Source organism: Pseudoroseomonas ludipueritiae, assembly GCF_014490445.1.
GTDB lineage: Bacteria > Pseudomonadota > Alphaproteobacteria > Acetobacterales > Acetobacteraceae > Pseudoroseomonas > Pseudoroseomonas ludipueritiae.
Genome location: NZ_JACTUZ010000088.1, coordinates 1 through 17,390, shown reverse-complemented (window position 1 = coordinate 17,390; position 17,390 = coordinate 1). Strand labels below are relative to the sequence as shown.

Genomic DNA, 17,390 nt, shown 5'->3' with positions numbered 1-17,390 from the left:
GTGCCGGCGAGGCCGGCTGGCTGGTGGCGCCAGCCCTGGGCACCGCCCTGCCCGCCACGGCGGCGGAGATGGCGGCGGCGGCCCTGGTGCTGGACGATCCCGCCATCCCAGGCACCGCGCTGGCCGCGGCCCTGGCACCGGCACTGCGGCAGGAGGCGGAGCGCTGGCAGCGAGATAAGCGCGCCGCCTGGGCATTGCTGGGGGTGCTGCCAGGGTGAGGCCAGGGGCAGGAAGGGCGCAGCCCCTCCCTGTCCGATCAGGCTGTACCCGCTCCGCCATGGGACCCGCGCGGCGAAGCGGGGGCTGCCGAACGTCATCCTTGGGTTCTCGGCGACCTCGCTTTGCGTGAGGACCCGGCCCTCCATGTCGCTCTCTTCTTCACAGCGTTGTGATGTGTTAATGACGCCCGACCTGAGCGGAGCCCTTTTTTGTGGACTTGAACATCCTGGTGCGTGGCCAATCCAACGCGCAGATCATGATGGACGCGGATGGCATCGCCGGGCAGCGCGCCCTGGTCCAGCGCGTGGAACAATTGCTGGGCTTCGATGGGGCACAGAACCGGGTGCAGCTGGTCTACGGCCACCCCACGGCTGATCAGACCACCGTGGCCCCTGGCACGGCGCTGCTGACGGACTGGCTGAGTCCCATGAACGGCGACTGGCGCCAGGGCTGGAACATCGGCGCGCAGGAAGCCGCCTTGCTGAACTTCATCCACGCGCAACCCGCCACAACGCGTGACAATCCCACGGCGGTGCTGTGGCTGCACAACGAATACGACGCCATCCGTGGCGACGTCACCGCCGAGATGTGGAGCAGTGCGCTGCGCTTCGATGCCGCCCTGGTGCGGCAGGCGCTCGGGCAGCGCGCGGCGACGGTCCCCTATGTCTTCGTCAGCGCCATCCCCTCTTCCTCGGCGGTGGATGGCTCGCTCCAGGCCATCCGCCTCGCCATGGAAGGGCTGGCGGGGGATGCGGCATTCAATGCCAGCATCGGTGCGCGGGCGCTGGACCTTGACATGAGCTGGGACGACATGGATGGGAACCCGGCCACCCTGGAATATGGCGGCACCCATATGTCCAGCAGTGACGCGCTGCTCGTCGTGGAGCGCGCTGCCCGCTCGATCGCCGAAGGCTGGGCCAACTATGCCCTGCCTGGCTCGCCGCTGGCCCGGGCGAATGGCAATATCGCCAATGAAGGGCCCGAGGTCGTTGCGGCCTGGCGCTCGGGCGCGGCGCAGCTCGACGTCGACTTCGCCTTCGACGCGGCCACGACCTTGGTGGCCTGGCCAGTGGTGGGCACGGGGCTCGGCTGGTCAGTGCGCAACCCGGCCGGACACGCCATGACCGCGACCGGGCTGACCCCCGTGGATGGCGACACGGTGCGGCTGCACTTCGCCGGCCCGCTGCCGGAAGGGCCGCTGCGCCTGCACTATGGCTGGGGCTATGGCCGGCTCGCCGCCGGGGACAGCCATGCGCAGGGCCATGCCCTCTACGACGACCAGGGCCTGCCCGCCTGGACCATGGCCCAGGGCGTGGGCGTGGCCCGATGGGAAGGCGGCCGCACCGTGCTGGACTACAGCGACAGCGCCCTGCGGCCGACGCTGGCGCAGGGCCTCACCAGCGCCATGATGGCGCAGGCCGATGAAGTGCGCTTCCTCGATGGCCGCCTGGTGTTCGATGCCGATGATCCGGCGGCGGTGGTGCTGCGGCTCTATCAGGTGGCGCTGGGACGGCAGCCCGATGCCGTGGGGCTGAACACCTGGATCGGGGCACTCGCCGCGGGCCGCAGCCTTGAGGAGATCGGGTGGAGCTTCCTCACCAGCGCCGAGTTTCAGGCGCGCTATGGCGGGCTGGATCACAGCAAGTTCGTGGCACAGGTCTACCGCAACGGGCTGGGACGTGAGGCCGATGCCGACGGGCACGCGATGTGGGTGAGCCAGTTGGCCGCCGGCCGCAGCCAGGCCTGGGTGCTCGGCGGCTTTTCCGAAAGCGCCGAAAGCCGTGGCAGGACAGCCGGGCTGCTGGCGCAGGGCCTCTGGGATGCCGATGAGCCGGCGGCGCAGATCGCGCGGCTCTACGACACCGCCTTCGGGCGCCAGCCGGATGCGCCGGGCCTGGCTTTTCATCTGGCCACATGGCATGCGGGCCGCGCCCTGACCGACATCGCCGCCAGCTTCCTGCAGAGCCCGGAATTCCAGGCACGCTACGGCCTGCCGGAGGATGCCGGCTTCGTCACCGCGCTGTACCACAACAGCCTGCACCGGGAGCCGGATGCAGCCGGCCTGGCCCAGTGGCTGTGGTCACTGGCCAGCGGCATGAGCCGTGCCGATGTGGTGCTGGGCTTCTCGGACAGCGCCGAGCACGTGCAGCAGACGGCGGGCCTGACCATGGGCACGCATCCTGGCGAGGCCGGCATCGTCTTCGCCTAGTCCGCCATGCCGCAGCAGGCATCCCGTGCCTGCTGCGCCTCGCGCAACAGCGGCGCGCGTGTCCCCGGCCTCCTCCACCAGCCTTGGAAAAGGGCGCAGGAACGCGCGGGCACGGCAGGCGGCGCCGCCCTTGGAAAGAAAGCAGCCTCGTTCTGTCAGCGCCGGAACTGCTGCTGTTCCTTTCGGTGCAGTTCCCCAGGCCGGCGCCGCCAGAGGTGTCCGCGGCACGAATCTCCCTTCTCAGTAAGGCCAGATGCACCTCTCGCAAGGATCGGTGCAGATCCACCAATCGCAGACCCATTGAGGGCCGATCGGGCTATTCTCGTAATGGCCGGCCGCGCAACGGGACTCACAACAGGAGTCCCAGCAACCCCAGGCGTTGAGCCTTCCCCATTGCCCGCCTAGCCCACCGACATTGATTCGTGCAGCGGCTCCACCACCGGGCATGCCGGGTGATGGCGCGCCGTCGCTCCGGCGGATCGTTCCGGCACGCAACGACATGTCCTGGGCAGGCATGGAAGACATCATGCCAGGAGGCGCGATACTGGCCTGCCCCGGCACTGCCATGGGGCCGTCGTGCATCTCGGGGCGCAAGGAAGATGTCTGGGCCAGCAAAGCGGCAAAGACAGCCGCCTCCGGGTTCTGCGGCTCTTTGAAGGTGATCCTGAACACCGGATGCGAATGGTCTTTGCAGCGCATGCTGCCTTTGTGCCGCGCTTGATCGATCATGGAGATGGGCAGGTCGATCCAGTTCTCACATCCCGCTCTGGTGAAGCTGATGACGCCTGGCCTGCCAGCCTTCTTCACCATACCAGTCAGCTCGACTGCTGATGGCTTTGCGAAAGCATCGTCCTGCAGCGCCTGCTCGAGAGCGGCGCCGTCGAAGGATTTTTCTTCCATTGTCGCCTCCTCTACGGGCCGCATCGTGGCCCGACGGCATTTCATGATCACTGAAGCCTGCTGGCAGCGAGAGTGCTGTTGGAATCAGCCGGCGATCAGATCACAGGCTGTTCTCCGTCGCCTTCAAGCTTGCCGCTGATCCTCTCTCCTGCCGCAACTCGGGCAGCCCTTTCGCCCGTTTACCCAGGCCGCCCGCGGCACCACACCTCCGCCACTGAGCCACTTGATGCTCCTCGTAGCTGCTTCTGGCGGCGGCAGATCCAGATCAACTGCTGCGGCCCATACGTCCAGGAGATAGCCCGATGCGCCACGTGATCATCATGACCACAAGCCTCACGCTGGCCTTGTTGTCGAAAGACATGGGACGAAAGGAGCATTGGCAGAACGCATGGGTTCGTCGGGGACTGAGTGCGGCGCCGTGGCCGGCAACGCTGCTCAGCGCAGCTCGTCGGCAATCGCCAAGCGCAGGACCCAGGCAAAGATGACCAGCCCAGCGATGCACCATCGCGTCAGCCTGCCCAAATCCCGCCCCATGAATGATCGCACCTGCAGGCCGAGCAATGAAGGCGGCTCCCAATTGTTGAGGGCCGGCTTGGCCGGTGGAGCAGTGCGATAGCCCCAGACATGCTCGATGCAGGCCGCGCTATACATGCTATGAACCCAGAGCCAGCGGTGCCATTCCGCGAGTATTGTCCAGGCCAGCATCACCCCTATGGACCCGCCAGCCACAAAATAGAGCTTCAGCACCTGCGGATCGCCATTGTCGTTCCTGAAATCCACGGCAAATCCGGCTATGGAAAACGGCACGAAGATACTGCTGACCTGCCAGACCAAGCCATTGTGGAAGCGGGAAAACTCCATCATCTCTGTATATGCGGTTGCCATCCACTCCCCTGTCGGAGGCGGATTGCTCACCCCATTCCTCAGGTTCCTGACAACCGACAGAACCTGACCATATTCATCGGTTTCATTCCCGGAAGCGGGCACAGGGACAGGATGCCCCGTCTCTCTGGCGCCAGACATATCGGCGGCCTCCCCAGTGCCGGGCGAGTATTACAAATTAGTTGTTTTAGCGCAACTATTTCCAGGGAAATGACAGCGTCTTGCACGGTGCTGTGAGAAGCGCGCAGCACACCGTCCGGGTCAAGATAATGAACGTCGTGGAAGCCGCGCGACGCCTGGAGCGCCGCACCGGAAGCATTGCACCCTTGATACGGTGCTACCGCGGGCGGCCGCGGCACCTGGTCCACGACCGCCGGCATTGCCCGGTTAGCCTGCCCTGGAAGGCGCGTTATCCCCGCCCTGCCATCGCCTTGTTCTCCAGCCGCGACATCAGCCGCACCAGCGGCCAGAGCAGCAGGAAATACGCCACCGCAGCCGCCACGATGGGCGAGGCATTGTAGGTGACATTCTGCGCCTGCCGCGCCTGGAACAGCAGCTCCGGCAAGGCCACCACGCTGGCGATGGAGGTCAGCTTCACCACCTCCACCGTATTGGAGATCAGGTCCGGCATGACGTTCCGCACCGCCTGTGGCAGCACGACATGCGTCATGGTCTGCGCCTGGGTCAGGCCGGTGGAGCGTGCCGCTTCCGTCTGGCCGGGGGAGACGCTGCCGATGCCGGCGCGCAGCACCTCGCCATAATAGGCGCCGGTGTTCAGGAAGAAGCCCACCGCCACCGCGCCCCAGGCACCGATATCCAGCCCGGCGAAGGGCAGGCCGGCATAGAGGAACACCAGCAGCACCAGTGGCGGAATGGCGCGGAAGAGGTCCACCCAGCCGGCGGCCAGCAGGCGCACGGAGCGGATGGGCACGGTGGAGAGCAGCGCCAGCATCACGCCGCCGATCAGCCCCAGCGGCACCACCATCACGGAAAGCAGCAGCGTCTGCCACAGGCCGCGCCACAGGATGGGCGAGGCTTCCCGCACAATGTCCCAGTTCAGGAAGGCATTGACAAAATCGTCCATGATGTTTCTCAGCGCTTCGGGGCGAAACGGGATTCGACCCAGCGGCCGAAGGCGACAACGGGGATGAAGAGCACCAGATAGGCCAGCGCCCCCAGCATCAGCGGGGATGGATTGGCGGAGAAGGACATCGCGCTCTGCGACGCGCCCAGGATCTCCGACACCCCCACCACGGAGCCCAGCGCCGTGCCCTTGGTGATGGCGATGGTGCGGTTGGTCAGCGGCGGGATGGTGATGCGCAGCGCCTGCGGCAGCACCACATGGCGCAGTGTCTGCACAAAACTGAGGCCGGTGGAGCGCGCGGCCTCCCATTGCCCCTTCTGCACCGAGGTCAGGCCGGCCCAGAAGATCTCCTCCGCGAAGGCCATCAGCACCAGGGTCAGCGACAGCCAGGTGGCCGCAAAGCCGGAGATGCCGAGCCCCGCCGCCGGCAGGCCGAAAAACAGCAGCACGATGATCACCAGCGGCGGCAGCGCGCGGAAGAGATCCACCAGGAAGATGATCAGCCAGTTCAGCGGCCGGATGCCGAAGGCGCGGGCCAGCGCCAGGAACAGCCCCAGGGCCAGCCCCGCCACCACGATCAGCAGCGCCAGCACCACGGTGAGCAGAAAGCCCTGCGCCACCAGCGGCAGGTATTGCGCCATCACCTTCATGTTGAAGAAGGAGAAGGCGAAACTCTCGAAGCCTCCCATGCGCGTCAGTGCCGGTCGATCTGGCGGATGAAGGCACGGGTGCGCTCGTGCCGCGGCGCGCCGAAGATCTGGTCCGGCGGACCCTCCTCCAGCTTCTCGCCATCTGCCATGAAGACCACGGTGTCGGCGGCGGCTTTCGCGAAAGCCATCTCGTGGCTGACCACCACCATGGTCATGCCGCTCTCCCGCAGTTCCCGCATCACCGACAGCACGCCGCCGACCAGTTCGGGGTCGAGCGCGCTGGTGGGCTCGTCGAAGAGCATGACGCGCGGCGCCAGCGCGATGGCGCGGGCGATCGCCACGCGCTGCTGCTGCCCGCCGGAAAGCTGCGACGGGTAATGGTCCACCCGCTCCCCCAGCCCGACGCGGTCCAGCGCGGCACGGGCCATCTCGGCGGCTTCCTCGCGCCCGCGCCCCTGCACCTTGCGCAGCGCCAGCATCACGTTCTGCCGCGCCGTCATATGCGGGTAGAGGTTGAAGCTCTGGAACACCATGCCGATGCGCTGGCGGGCCTTGTTGATATCCGTCTTCGGGCTCAGCAGGTCGATGCCGTCCACGATGATGATGCCCTCGTTCGGCGTTTCCAGCCGGTTGAGGCAGCGCAGCAGCGTGGATTTGCCGGAGCCGGAGGGGCCGATAATGAAGACCAGCTCCCGCTCCGCCACGCTCAGGTCCACCCCTTTCAGCACGGTCAGCGGCCCGAAGCGCTTCCACAGCGCCTGGGCCTGCACGATGGGTGGTGACTGGGATTTGCGCATGAAAGCAGTGTCCTGGCTGGCGAAGAGGCGAAATGGCCACCACCACATGGATGGAGGCGGGAGTGACGCGGTCGGCAGACGGATCAGGTGTCGCCTTGCTGTCTCACCACGCAAAATCCGTGCCGTCTAGCCCCTGCTCATCATGGGTGGCGTGGCGGCGCCGGAGCGCCATATTGGTGGCTTCCGCGCTCCCGAGCCTGGCAGGACCCCATGAACGCCCCCCTCGATTCCTCCGCCGCCACGCCAGCCGCCATCCACCGCCAGGACTACCGCCCGCCCGCCTTCCTGGTGGAGAGCGTGGATCTGCACTTCTCCCTGCACCCCACCGCCACCCGTGTGCGCGCGAAGCTGGCGCTGCGCCGCCAGGGCGAATCCCGCGTGCTGGAACTGGATGGCGAGGCGGTGACGCTGATCGAGGCCAGCCTGGATGGCACCCGCCTGGCGGCGCCGCGGCTGGAGATGCTGCCTTCCGGCGGGCTGCGCATCGCCGATGCGCCCGATTCCTTTGTGCTGGAAACCCTGGTGGAGATCTCGCCCGAGGCCAATACTGAGCTTTCGGGCCTCTACCTCTCCGGCGGCAACTACTTCACGCAATGCGAGGCCGAGGGCTTCCGCCGCATCACCTTCTTCCCCGACCGGCCGGATGTGATGGCGCGCTACAGCGTGACCATGGAGGCCGACCGCGCCACCTGCCCCGTGCTGCTCTCCAACGGCAATCCTGCCGGCAGCGGCGAATTGCCCGAAGGCCGCCACTGGGCGCGCTGGGAGGACCCGCATCCCAAGCCCTCCTATCTCTTCGCGCTGGTGGCCGGCGACCTCGTCGCGGTGCGGGACCGCTTCACCACCCGCTCCGGCCGCGATGTCGCGCTGGCCATCTATGTGCGGGATGGCGACCAGGATGCCTGCGGCCATGCCATGGCCTCGCTGAAGGCCTCCATGGCCTGGGATGAGGCGGAATACGGGTTGGAATACGACCTCGATGTCTTCAACATCGCCGCCGTCTCCGACTTCAACATGGGGGCGATGGAGAACAAGGGCCTCAATATCTTCAACACCAAATACATCCTGGCCCGCCCCGAGACGGCCACCGATGCCGATTACGAGGGCATCGAGACCGTGGTGTCGCATGAGTATTTCCACAACTGGACTGGCAACCGCGTCACCTGCCGCGACTGGTTCCAGCTTTCCCTGAAGGAAGGCCTGACCGTCTTCCGCGACCAGCATTTCTCCGAGTTCATGGGCAGCGCGGCGGTCAAGCGTCTGGCCAATGTGCGCCGCCTGCGCGCCGCGCAGTTCCCGGAGGACGCGGGGCCGATGGCGCATCCCGTGCGCCCGGATTCCTATGTGGAGATCAACAACTTCTACACCGCCACGGTCTATCAGAAGGGATCGGAGGTGGTGCGGATGATGCGGGAGCTGATCGGCGCCGCCAATTTCCGCAAGGGCATGGACCTCTATATCGCCCGGCACGACAACCAGGCCGTCACCATCGAGGATTTCGTCCGGGCCATGCAGGACGCCTCCGGCCTGGACCTGTCGCGCTTCTCCCGCTGGTATGCCCAGGCCGGCACGCCGGAACTGCGCGTCGAGGACAGTTTCGACCCCGCCACCGGCCGCTATGTCCTGACGCTGTCGCAGACCACCCCGCCCACGCCTGGCCAGCCGGAGAAGCAGCCGGTGCCCATTCCCGTGGCCATGGGCCTGCTGGGGCCCGACGGGGCGCCCCTGCCGCTGCGCCTCGCGGGAGAAAATGCCGCCGAGGCGCCAGAGGAGCGCGTGCTGCTGCTGGAGGAAGCGCGGCAGGACTTCGTCTTCGAAGGCCTGGGGGAAGGGAAGCCCATCCCCTCCCTGCTGCGCGGCTTCTCCGCCCCCGTGAAGCTCAGCGGCCTGCCACTGGAATCCCTCGGCTTCCTGGCGGCGCGGGACAGCGACCCCTTCGTGCGCTGGGAATCCGGCCAGCAATACGCCACAGCCGAGATGCTGCGCCTCGTCGCCGCGCATCGCGCCGGTGAGGCGCCGGCGCTGCCGGAAGGGCTGGCCAACATCATCGCCGCAGTGCTGGACCACGCGGAATCCGACCCCGCCTTCGCCGCCGAAGCCCTGGCCCTGCCTTCCGAGGATTTCGTCGCCGGCCAGATGACGGTGGCGGACCCGGAAGCCATCCACATCGTCCGCCAAGCGCTGCGGCGGGAGATCGGCGCGCGCTTCGCCCCCCGCCTCGCCGCGCTGCATGACGGCCTGGAGAACAGCGGCCCCTACCGCATCGATGGCGTCTCCATTGGGCGCCGCGCCTTGCGCAATGCCGCGCTCTCCTACCTCGCCCAGGCCCCTGGCACCGATGGCCTGCCCCGCGCCCGCGCGCAATTCGCCGCCGGGGCGAACATGACCGACGTGCTGGCCGCCCTGCGCGTGCTGGTGGATTCCACCGATCCGGCGCGGGAGGAAGCCCTGGCCGCCTTCCATGCCCGCTGGCGCAACGACCCGCTGGTGCTGGACAAATGGTTCGCGCTCCAGGCCACCTCCTCCCGCGCCGATACGCTGGTGGCGGTGCAGGCCCTGGCGCTGCACCCGGATTTCGATCTGCGCAACCCCAACCGCGTGCGGGCGCTGGTCGGCGCCTTCGCGGCGGGCAACCCGGTGCATTTCCACGCGGCCTCCGGCGAGGGCTACCGCTTCCTGGCGGAGATGGTCATCGCGCTGGACCCGGTGAACAGCCAGGTGGCGGCCCGCATGGTGGGGCCGCTGGGCGACTGGAAGCGGCAGAACGAACAGCGCGCGGGCATGATGCGGGCGGAGCTGCAACGTATCCTGGCGCGGCCGAACCTGAGCAAGGGGACCTTCGAGAAGGTGTCCAAGTCGCTGGCCATGGACTGAGAGCGCGGCCAGGGGCGCTGCCCCTGGACCCCGCCGGGGTGGAAAGTCCACCCCGGACCCCGCTTCGAGTTTTCCAAAGCTTTGAGGCCTTGGCCGAGCGCCAGCCGGCTGGGCTGAAGTCGCAGCCGCCGGAGGTCCATGACCTCCGGCGGAACCACTCTGCCGCAAGCTGAAAAACAGATGGCGGGGTCTGGGGTGACACTGTCACCCCAGCGGGGTTCTAAGGGGGCAGCGCCCCTTTCCACGGCCTGATGCTGACGATACTCCGGCGGCCAGGTGCCGGCCCGCCCAGCCACGACCTCCCTCTTCCCCACCCGCCGGAACCTGCCCTAGGCTTGCTGCTGTAAGGCCGCGTGAGGCGGCAAGGGGAGAAGCTTCGATGATCCTGCGCAGACATCTCGGCGCCGCATTGGCCCTGGGCGCGGCGCTGCTGGCCGGTCCGGCGGTGGCGCAGCAGCGCGACCTGACCATTGTGTCCTGGGGCGGCGCCTATCAGGATGCGCAGCGCGAGGTCTTCTTCCGCCCCTTCCAGCAGCAGAGCAACACGCGGCTGCTGGAGGAGACCTGGGATGGCGGCGTGGGCGTGCTGCGCGCCAAGATCCAGTCCGGCGCCAATAACTGGGACCTGGTGCAGGTGGAGAGCGAGGAGCTGCTGCTGGGCTGCGAGGAAGGGCTCTTCGAGAAGATGGACTTCTCGGCCCTCGGCGGCGCAGGGAAGTTCATCGAGCCCGCCGTCAGCGAATGCGGCGTCGGCAATATCCTGTATTCCTTCGTGCTGGCCTACGACAAGGCACGCATGCCGCAGGCGCCGCAGGGCTGGGCCGATTTCTTCGACGTGCAGAAGTTCCCCGGCAAGCGCGGGCTGCGGCGCGGGCCGAAGACCACGCTGGAGATCGCGCTGCTGGCCGATGGCGTGGCGCCCGGCGATGTCTACAAGCTGCTGGGCACGCCGGAGGGCGTGGACCGCGCCTTTCGCAAGCTGGACAGCATCAAGAACGACATCGTCTGGTGGGAGCGCGGCAGCCAGCCGGCGCAGTGGCTCGCCAGCGGCGAGGTGGCGATGACGGATGCCTATAACGGCCGCATCAGCGCCGCCAACCAGAATGACGGCCGCAACTTCGGCATCGCCTGGAAGAACAACCTCTTCACCCTGGATTCCTGGGTGATCATGAAGGGCAGCCCGAACAAGGCCCAGGCCATCGCCTACCTGAACTACTGGGCGCAGCCGGATGTGGCCGCCAAGCTGCCGCCGATGATCCCCTATGGCACCACCGTGCGCGGCGCCGATGCCAAGCTCGCCCCCGCCGTGCTGGCCGACCTGCCCACCGCCCCCGCCAATGCCGAGGGCGCGCTGCAGATCAACGACCAGTTCTGGCTGGATAACCTCGATACGCTGAACCAGCGCTTCAACAACTGGGTGTCCCGCTGAAGTCCAAACTGAACGCGGCGCTGCTGGTGGCGCCGCTGCTGATCTTCCTGCTGGCGGTCTTCGTGCTGCCCATCGGGACCTTCCTGGCCCGCGCGGTGCAGGAATCCGACGTGCCGCCGGTGCTGCCGCGCACGGTGGCGGCGCTGTCCTCCTGGGACGGCGCCGGGCTGCCGGGCGATGCCGCCTTCGCCGCCCTGGTCGACGACCTGCGCGAGGCGCGGCAGCGGGACCAGGAGACGGGTTCCGGCGCCATCGGCCGCGCCAGCGCCCGCCTCAACAACGATTGGCCGGGCTTCCGCTCCCTGCTGCCCGCCACCGCCCGCCGCTTGGCCACGGCGCAGGGCGATGCGCGGCAGGCGGTGCTCACGGCTTCCCCGGAATGGAATACCCCCGCGCCCTGGGCAGCCATCCGCCGCGCCAGCGGCCCGGTCTCGGATTTCCACCTGCTGGCGGTGCTGGACCTGAAGCGGGATGCCGGCGGCCATATCGCCGCCGCCCCCGCCGACCAGGCCATCTTCCGCGCCGTGCTCTGGCGCACGCTCTGGATCTCGGTCAGCGCCACCGCCATCGCGCTGCTGATCGGCTATCCGCTGGCCTGGCTGATCGCCACCGCGCCGGCACGGTTCGCGCCCTGGCTGCTGGCCGGCGTGCTGCTGCCGTTCTGGACAAGCCTGATCGTCCGCACCGCCGCCTGGATGGTGCTGCTGCAGCGGGAAGGCGTGGTGAATGCCGCGCTGCAATCCCTGCGCATCACGGATGGTCCGCTGCCGCTGCTGTTCAACCGCGGCGCCGTGCTGTTGGCCATGGTGCATATCCTGCTGCCCTTCATGGTGCTGCCGATCTATGCATCGCTGAAGTCGCTGGACTGGCGGCTGCCGCGCGCGGCGCTCTCGCTCGGCGCCTCGCCCATGCGCACCTTCTTCCGCATTTCCCTGCCGCTGTCGCTGCCGGGCGTGGGGGCGGGCTGCCTGCTGGTGTTCATCCAGGCGCTGGGCTTCTACGTCACGCCGGCGCTGCTGGGTGGCGCCAATGACCAGATGCTGTCCTATTTCGTCGGCTTCTACGCCACCCGCACAGTCAACTGGTCCATGGCGGCCGCGCTCTCCTGCCTGCTGCTGGCGGCCGTGGCCATCGTGGTCGGCCTCTACGCGCGGCTGGTGGGCTTCGAGAAGACGAGGCCGGCATGAGCCCCTCCCGCATCGCCCTCTGGGTCTTCGGCATCCTGGCGCTGGTATTTCTGCTGGCGCCGGTGGCGGTCATCCTGCCGCTGTCCTTCTCCGCCGGCTCCTTTCTCTCCTATCCGCTGCCGGGCTTCTCGCTGCGCTGGTACCAGGATTTCTTTTCCTCGGATTTCTGGCTGCCGGCGCTCTGGAACAGCCTGAAGCTGGGGGCGGCCACCGCCATCCTGGCCAGCATCCTGGGCACGCTCGCCGCCTTCGGCCTTTGGCGCGCGCGCTTCCCCGGCCGACAGGCGGTGATGGCGGTGCTGATGGCGCCGATGGTGGTGCCCGCCATCGTCGTCGCCGTGCCGTTGCTGCTGTTCTTCGGGCCGCTGGGGCTGACCAACAGCTTCACGGGCCTGCTGCTGGCCCATACCGTGCTGGGGGCGCCCTTCGTGGTCACCACCGTGCTGGCGGCCCTGGCGCAGTTCGACCCGGTGCAGCTGCGCGCCGCCGCCACCTGCGGCGCCAATCCGGCCCGGGCCTTCTGGCGCGTCTGCCTGCCGCAGATCACGCCGGGCGTCGCGGCCGGCGCGGTCTTCGCCTTCGCCATCAGCCTGGATGAGGTGGTGGTGGTGCTCTTCCTGGCGGGCCCCGGCCAGCGCACCCTGCCGCGCCAGATGTTCTCCGGCCTCAACGACTCCATCAGCCTCACCGTCACGGCGGCGGCGATGGTGATGGTGGTGCTCTCCTGCCTGCTGCTGCTGGCCACGACGCTGCTGCGCCGCAGCCCCCGGCGCTGACGGAGGCCTTTACCCCGGCGCCACATGACCCAGATGACATGTTCATCCGTCAGAAGGGAAAGCGCCATGCCTGCTCACCTCCCCTCCACCCCGCTCAGCCGGCGCGGCGCGCTGGCCGGCGGGGCCCTGCTGCTGGCCGGCGGGCTCTTCGCGGCACCACGGCGCTCCTGGGCGCAGGCAGCCCCGGCGGATGGGCCGCATGTGCTGCCACCCCTTCCCTACGCGGCCAATGCCAATGAGCCGCATATCGACGCCGCCACCATGGAGCTGCACCACGACAAGCACCATGCGGCCTATGTCGCCAATCTCAATGCCGCGCTGAAGGAGCATGGCCGCCTCGCCGCCCTGCCGCTGGAGGAGCTGCTGGCCAATCTGTCCGAAGCCCCGGAAAGCGTGCGCACCACCCTGCGCAACAACGCCGGCGGCCATGCCAACCACGCCATGTTCTGGCAGATCATGGGCGGCAAGGGCGAGGCGCCCACGGGCGAGCTGGCGGAGGCCATTACCCGCGACCTGGGCGGCCTCGACAAGATGAAGGCCGATTTCAACGGCGCCGGCGCGCGCGTCTTCGGCTCCGGCTGGGTTTTCGTGACGGTGGATCGTGAAGGCCGCCTGAACCTGACCACCCGCCCCAACCAGGAGACGCCGCTGATGGACGGCATCAAGGTTCTCTTCGGCAATGACATGTGGGAACACGCCTACTACCTGAAGTACCAGAACCGCCGGCCGGAATACCTGGCAGCCTGGTGGAATGTGGTGGACTGGTCGAAGGTCAGCGAACGCTATGCCGCCGCGAAGGCGGGGACGCTGCGGATCTGAGCCGTCTGGGGCGGCGCGCCCGCCCGGCGGCCAGCCCGCGAACAGTTCAACGTCCGTGCGAGTCCTGGCCTTGGCCGCCAGAGGGCCATGACCTCTGGCGGAACCAACCTTGCCATCAGCGGCAAGAAATGGCGGGGCCTGGGGTGACACTGTCACTCCAGCGGGGGTTCCAGGGGGCGGCGCCCCCTGGCGCTTCAGGCCACCGGCCGCACCTGCAGGCGTAGCAGTGCGCTCCTAACCGCCCCTGAAAGCATGGAGAGGCTCAGCTCTCGGCCAGTGCCGCGCGGGCGTCGAAGCCGGCATGCCGTTCCGCCCAGTCGCGCAGCGCCTGCTCCAGCGCCGCATCCACCGGGCCGGTCACCAGGCGCAGCGTGACGTATTCATCACCAGCCGGCTTCCCCGCCCGCGCCGCGACGCCCTTGCCGCGCAGGCGCAGCCGGGTGCCGGCATCGGAATGCTTCGGCACCGTGACGCTGACATGGCCGGTCGGTGTCGGCACGGTGATCTTGCCGCCCAGCACCGCCTCCGCCAGCGTCACCGGCACCTCGACATGGATGTCGTCGCCCTCGCGCCGGAACAATGGGTGCGGCGCCACGGAAATCTCGATCAGCGCATCGCCGGCCGCGCCACCATGGAAGCCGGGGCCACCTTGCCCCTTCAGCCGCATGATCTGGCCGTCCTCGATGCCGGCGGGCACCTTCACTTCGAGGCTGCGGCCATCGGGCAGCGTCAGGCGCCGCGTGGCGCCGCGGATGCTGTCCAGGAAGTCGATGCTCAGCCGGTACTGCTGGTCCTGGCCGCGCGTGCGGCGGCTTTCCCCGCCCATGCCGCCGGTCCGGCTGCGGCCGAACAATTCAGAAAAGATATCCGAGAAATCCTCGGCCCCGCCGAAGCCGGCCGTGTTGCCGAAGCCCGCGCCGCCCGCCGTGCCGGAGGATCGCCCGCCGCCGAAGCCACCGAAGCCGAAGGGCGCCCTTTCCTGCCCCTCGGCATCGATCTCGCCCCGGTCGAAGCGTGCGCGCTTCTCCGCGTCGGACAAAAGGGCGTGTGCGGCGGAGGCTTCCTTGAAGCGTTCCTCGGCCTGCTTGTCGCCTGGGTTCATGTCGGGGTGATAGCGCTTGGCCAACTTGCGATAAGCGCTGCGGATCTCGGATTCACTGGCGCCGCGCGCCACGCCCAGCGCCTCGTAGGGGTCCCTCGCCATCTGTTCCTGTTGCTCCTTGCCGACGGCCGCCCTGGATCGTCCCGGCCCGCCAGTCACGCATCAGGTGGGCTTTGCGACCGGAATGTTTCAAGATGCCGGCAGCATGGCTGCCCGGTAATTTTCACAATGACGTGGCAATACTCAAGCCGCGCTTTCATCGAACGGTAATATTGGCGCGGGGCCAGCGACTTCACAGTACCCGAAACCCTATGTTAGAGAACAAGTACGCCAAGATCAGAGAGATCATGATGCCGCCCAAGATCATGAATGTCATCGTGCAGGCTGGCGGCAAAGGAACCCGTCTTGAACAATACAGTTGGAACAAGCCGAAATGCCTTGTTCCAGTGGATGGCAAGCCGCTCATCTATCATACCTTCGACGCCTTTCCCGGCGCCCGCTTTCTGATCATTTCCGATTACAAGAAGGATATCGTCACCCGCTTCCTGGAAGTCTTCCGGCCGGAGGTGGATTTCGAGATCGTGCAGGTGGAGGGCACCAGCGGCAATGTCGCCGGCATCCCCGAGGCCGTTTCCAAGATCCCGCCGGACGAGCCGGTGACGGTGGTCTGGTGCGACCTGAAGTTCGAGGAGCCGCCGGCCATCGCCGCCACCGACGACGTGGTGGTGGGCACCACCCAGTCCTTTACCTGCCGCTGGTCCGTGCAGCCGGATGGCAGGATGGTCGAGAAGCGCTCCGACACCACCGGCATCATCGGCCTCTTCTCCTTTCCACGCGCCGCGATGCTGCGGGAGATGCCGCGCGCCGGCGAATTCGTGGACTGGCTTTCCCGCTCCGGCCTGCCGACCAGCACGGCCGAGTTCAATGCGGTGAAGGAGATCGGCACGGTGGATGCATTGCTGGACCAGTGGTCCGCCGCCGGCCATGCCCGCTTCTTCAACAGCGTGGAGATCGGGCCGGACCGCGTGGTGAAGCGCGCCAAGCTGCCCGAGTTCCAGTCCCTGCTGGAGGGCGAGGCCGCCTGGTACCGCCATGCCTCTGAGCTGGGCTTCGCCAGCATGCCACGGCTGATCAGCGAAGATCCGCTGATCATCAGCCGTATCCAGGGCCGACACCCCTTCGAATTCGCTGAAAGCATGCGCGGGCGGGAAGCGGCGCTGCACCGGATCATGGAGCGCCTGGCCGGGCTGCATGCGCTGGAATCCGGCCCCACCAGCGACGCCGTCTGCCAGGAAGTCTATGCCGAGAAGACCCTGGCGCGGCTGGCCAATATCCGCCGCCTGCTGCCGGAGCTGGAGGAGGTGGAGAGCTTCCGCGTCAATGGCACGCCGGTGCGCAACATCCTGCACCCCTCGCATGAGGACTGGTTCCGCGACACCGTGCGCGCGGTGATGCCGAACCGCTTCAACTTCATCCATGGCGACCCGACCTTCTCCAACATGCTGCTGGATGACGCGGGCGAGCCCTGGTTCATCGACCCGCGCGGCAAGTTCGGCTCCTCCTGGTTCCTGGGGGATGCCAATTACGACTGGGCGAAGCTCTATTACTCGGTGGCCGGGGAATACGACAATTTCAACCGCCGCCAGTTCGTGCTGGAGATGCAGGAGCGCAACATCACCATCCAGATCCGCCCCGGCGGCTGGGCGCATCTGAAGGGCGCCTTTAAGGAATTCCGCCCCAACGACATCCGCAAGATCCGCGGCATCCACGGGCTGATCTGGCTTTCGCTCAGCGGCTATGTCAGCGACGACTACGACAGCATCCTGGCCTCCTTCTTCATGGGGCTGCTGACGCTTGAAGAAGCCCTCGGATAAGGCGCCCCGCGCATGAGCCTGGAGACCGAACTGCTGCGGCAGGCGGCCGAGATGGCCGGCGAGCGCGGCGACTGGAACACCGCTTCCCGCTTCTTCCGGGAACTCGCCGAGGACCAGCCGGAGGACCCTTCGGCCCATCTGCAACTGGCGCATGCGCTGGCCGAGGCCGGGCGGCCGGAAGCCGCCGCCTATCCGCTGCTCAGCGCCCTGGCCCTGGCGCCGGCGGACCCGGCGGTGCTGCATGCCTTCGCACGCCAGGGCCTGCGCAGCGGCCGCCCGGCCGAGGCCCTGGCCTTCTTCCGCGCCGCCCTGTCGCAGGCACCGGAGGATGAGGCGGCGGCGCAGCAGGTGCGGCGGCTGGAAGCCACGCTGCCTGCCATGACGCCGGAACTCTCGGCGCATCTCGTGCTGGCCCGCGTCGCCGTGGCCCGTGGCGAGGACGCCGCCGCCCCTCACGCCAGCCTGCAGGAGGCCGGCCTCGGGCTGGCCGAGTTGCAGGCTGCCCCCTCGCAGCCGCCAACGCCGCCCGAGCCGGCACCGGAACCGGTGGCAGAGCCCGCCCAGGCCCTGGCCGAGGTGCTGGAGGCG

15 protein-coding genes are annotated in these 17,390 nt (G+C 67.9%); 9 read left to right on the top strand and 6 right to left on the bottom strand.

Translation table 11 applies throughout. The features are described 5' to 3' along the window. Together IBL25_RS16960 and IBL25_RS16955 are read left to right on the top strand one after the other, a co-directional pair. The coding region (locus IBL25_RS16960; RefSeq protein WP_202986795.1) for a hypothetical protein at nucleotides 1-218 on the top strand (218 nt) is incomplete at its 5' end. 212 nt (nucleotides 219-430) lie between these two features. Further along, nucleotides 431-2,428 carry a DUF4214 domain-containing protein gene (locus IBL25_RS16955; protein WP_187779724.1) on the top strand — a complete coding sequence of 666 codons (1,998 nt, stop codon included), beginning with the start codon at nucleotides 431-433 and terminating at the stop codon, nucleotides 2,426-2,428. A gap of 240 nt (nucleotides 2,429-2,668) precedes the next feature. On the opposite strand, the gene IBL25_RS16950 is transcribed toward IBL25_RS16955, so the two are convergent. The 5 genes from IBL25_RS16950 to IBL25_RS16930 form a co-directional block, all read right to left on the bottom strand. Beyond that, nucleotides 2,669-3,328 carry a hypothetical protein gene (locus IBL25_RS16950; protein ID WP_187779723.1) on the bottom strand — a complete coding sequence of 220 codons (660 nt, stop codon included), beginning with the start codon at nucleotides 3,326-3,328 and terminating at the stop codon, nucleotides 2,669-2,671. Nucleotides 3,329-3,763: 435 nt separating this feature from the next. Beyond that, on the bottom strand, nucleotides 3,764-4,192 hold the full coding sequence (locus tag IBL25_RS16945; protein ID WP_187779722.1) for a hypothetical protein: 429 nt from the start codon (nucleotides 4,190-4,192) through the stop codon (nucleotides 3,764-3,766). Between the two features lie 427 nt (nucleotides 4,193-4,619). Next, the gene (locus tag IBL25_RS16940; RefSeq protein WP_187779721.1) at nucleotides 4,620-5,294 is read right to left on the bottom strand and encodes an amino acid ABC transporter permease; all 675 of its coding nucleotides are present in this window, start codon (nucleotides 5,292-5,294) and stop codon (nucleotides 4,620-4,622) included. A gap of 8 nt (nucleotides 5,295-5,302) precedes the next feature. Then, the gene (locus IBL25_RS16935; RefSeq protein WP_187779720.1) at nucleotides 5,303-5,983 is read right to left on the bottom strand and encodes an amino acid ABC transporter permease; all 681 of its coding nucleotides are present in this window, start codon (nucleotides 5,981-5,983) and stop codon (nucleotides 5,303-5,305) included. A 5-nt stretch (nucleotides 5,984-5,988) separates the two neighbouring features. Beyond that, nucleotides 5,989-6,741, bottom strand: a complete 753-nt coding sequence (locus tag IBL25_RS16930) for an amino acid ABC transporter ATP-binding protein (RefSeq protein WP_187779719.1) — start codon at nucleotides 6,739-6,741, stop codon at nucleotides 5,989-5,991. A 210-nt stretch (nucleotides 6,742-6,951) separates the two neighbouring features. On the opposite strand from IBL25_RS16930, the gene pepN reads away from it, so the two are divergent. The 5 genes from pepN to IBL25_RS16905 all read left to right on the top strand — a co-directional run bounded on the left by pepN (nucleotide 6,952) and on the right by IBL25_RS16905 (nucleotide 13,826). After that, nucleotides 6,952-9,615: an aminopeptidase N gene (gene pepN, locus IBL25_RS16925; protein ID WP_187779718.1), complete on the top strand. Its 2,664-nt coding sequence runs from the start codon at nucleotides 6,952-6,954 to the stop codon at nucleotides 9,613-9,615. A 379-nt stretch (nucleotides 9,616-9,994) separates the two neighbouring features. Continuing rightward, the gene (locus IBL25_RS16920; RefSeq protein WP_187779717.1) at nucleotides 9,995-11,044 is read left to right on the top strand and encodes an ABC transporter substrate-binding protein; all 1,050 of its coding nucleotides are present in this window, start codon (nucleotides 9,995-9,997) and stop codon (nucleotides 11,042-11,044) included. A 26-nt stretch (nucleotides 11,045-11,070) separates the two neighbouring features. Beyond that, nucleotides 11,071-12,231, top strand: coding sequence for an ABC transporter permease (locus IBL25_RS16915; RefSeq protein ID WP_187779716.1), 1,161 nt, complete (start codon nucleotides 11,071-11,073; stop codon nucleotides 12,229-12,231). Further along, entirely contained in the window at nucleotides 12,228-13,007 is a 780-nt protein-coding gene (locus tag IBL25_RS16910) for an ABC transporter permease (protein ID WP_187779715.1), read from the top strand. Before IBL25_RS16915 ends, IBL25_RS16910 begins: the two co-directional genes overlap by 4 nt. A 66-nt stretch (nucleotides 13,008-13,073) precedes the next feature. Continuing rightward, complete coding sequence (locus IBL25_RS16905) at nucleotides 13,074-13,826, top strand: superoxide dismutase (RefSeq protein ID WP_187779714.1); 753 nt, start codon at nucleotides 13,074-13,076, stop codon at nucleotides 13,824-13,826. A gap of 262 nt (nucleotides 13,827-14,088) precedes the next feature. Here IBL25_RS16905 and IBL25_RS16900 read toward each other — a convergent pair whose 3' ends face one another. Beyond that, on the bottom strand, nucleotides 14,089-15,030 hold the full coding sequence (locus tag IBL25_RS16900) for a DnaJ C-terminal domain-containing protein (protein WP_187779713.1): 942 nt from the start codon (nucleotides 15,028-15,030) through the stop codon (nucleotides 14,089-14,091). Between the two features lie 245 nt (nucleotides 15,031-15,275). On the opposite strand from IBL25_RS16900, the gene IBL25_RS16895 reads away from it, so the two are divergent. Both IBL25_RS16895 and IBL25_RS16890 read left to right on the top strand, forming a co-directional pair. Further along, a complete protein-coding gene (locus IBL25_RS16895; RefSeq protein ID WP_187779712.1) occupies nucleotides 15,276-16,802 on the top strand; it encodes an NTP transferase domain-containing protein in 1,527 nt (508 codons plus the stop codon). A 12-nt stretch (nucleotides 16,803-16,814) separates the two neighbouring features. After that, a partial coding sequence (locus IBL25_RS16890) for a hypothetical protein (protein WP_456315871.1) occupies nucleotides 16,815-17,390 on the top strand: 576 nt, incomplete at its 3' end.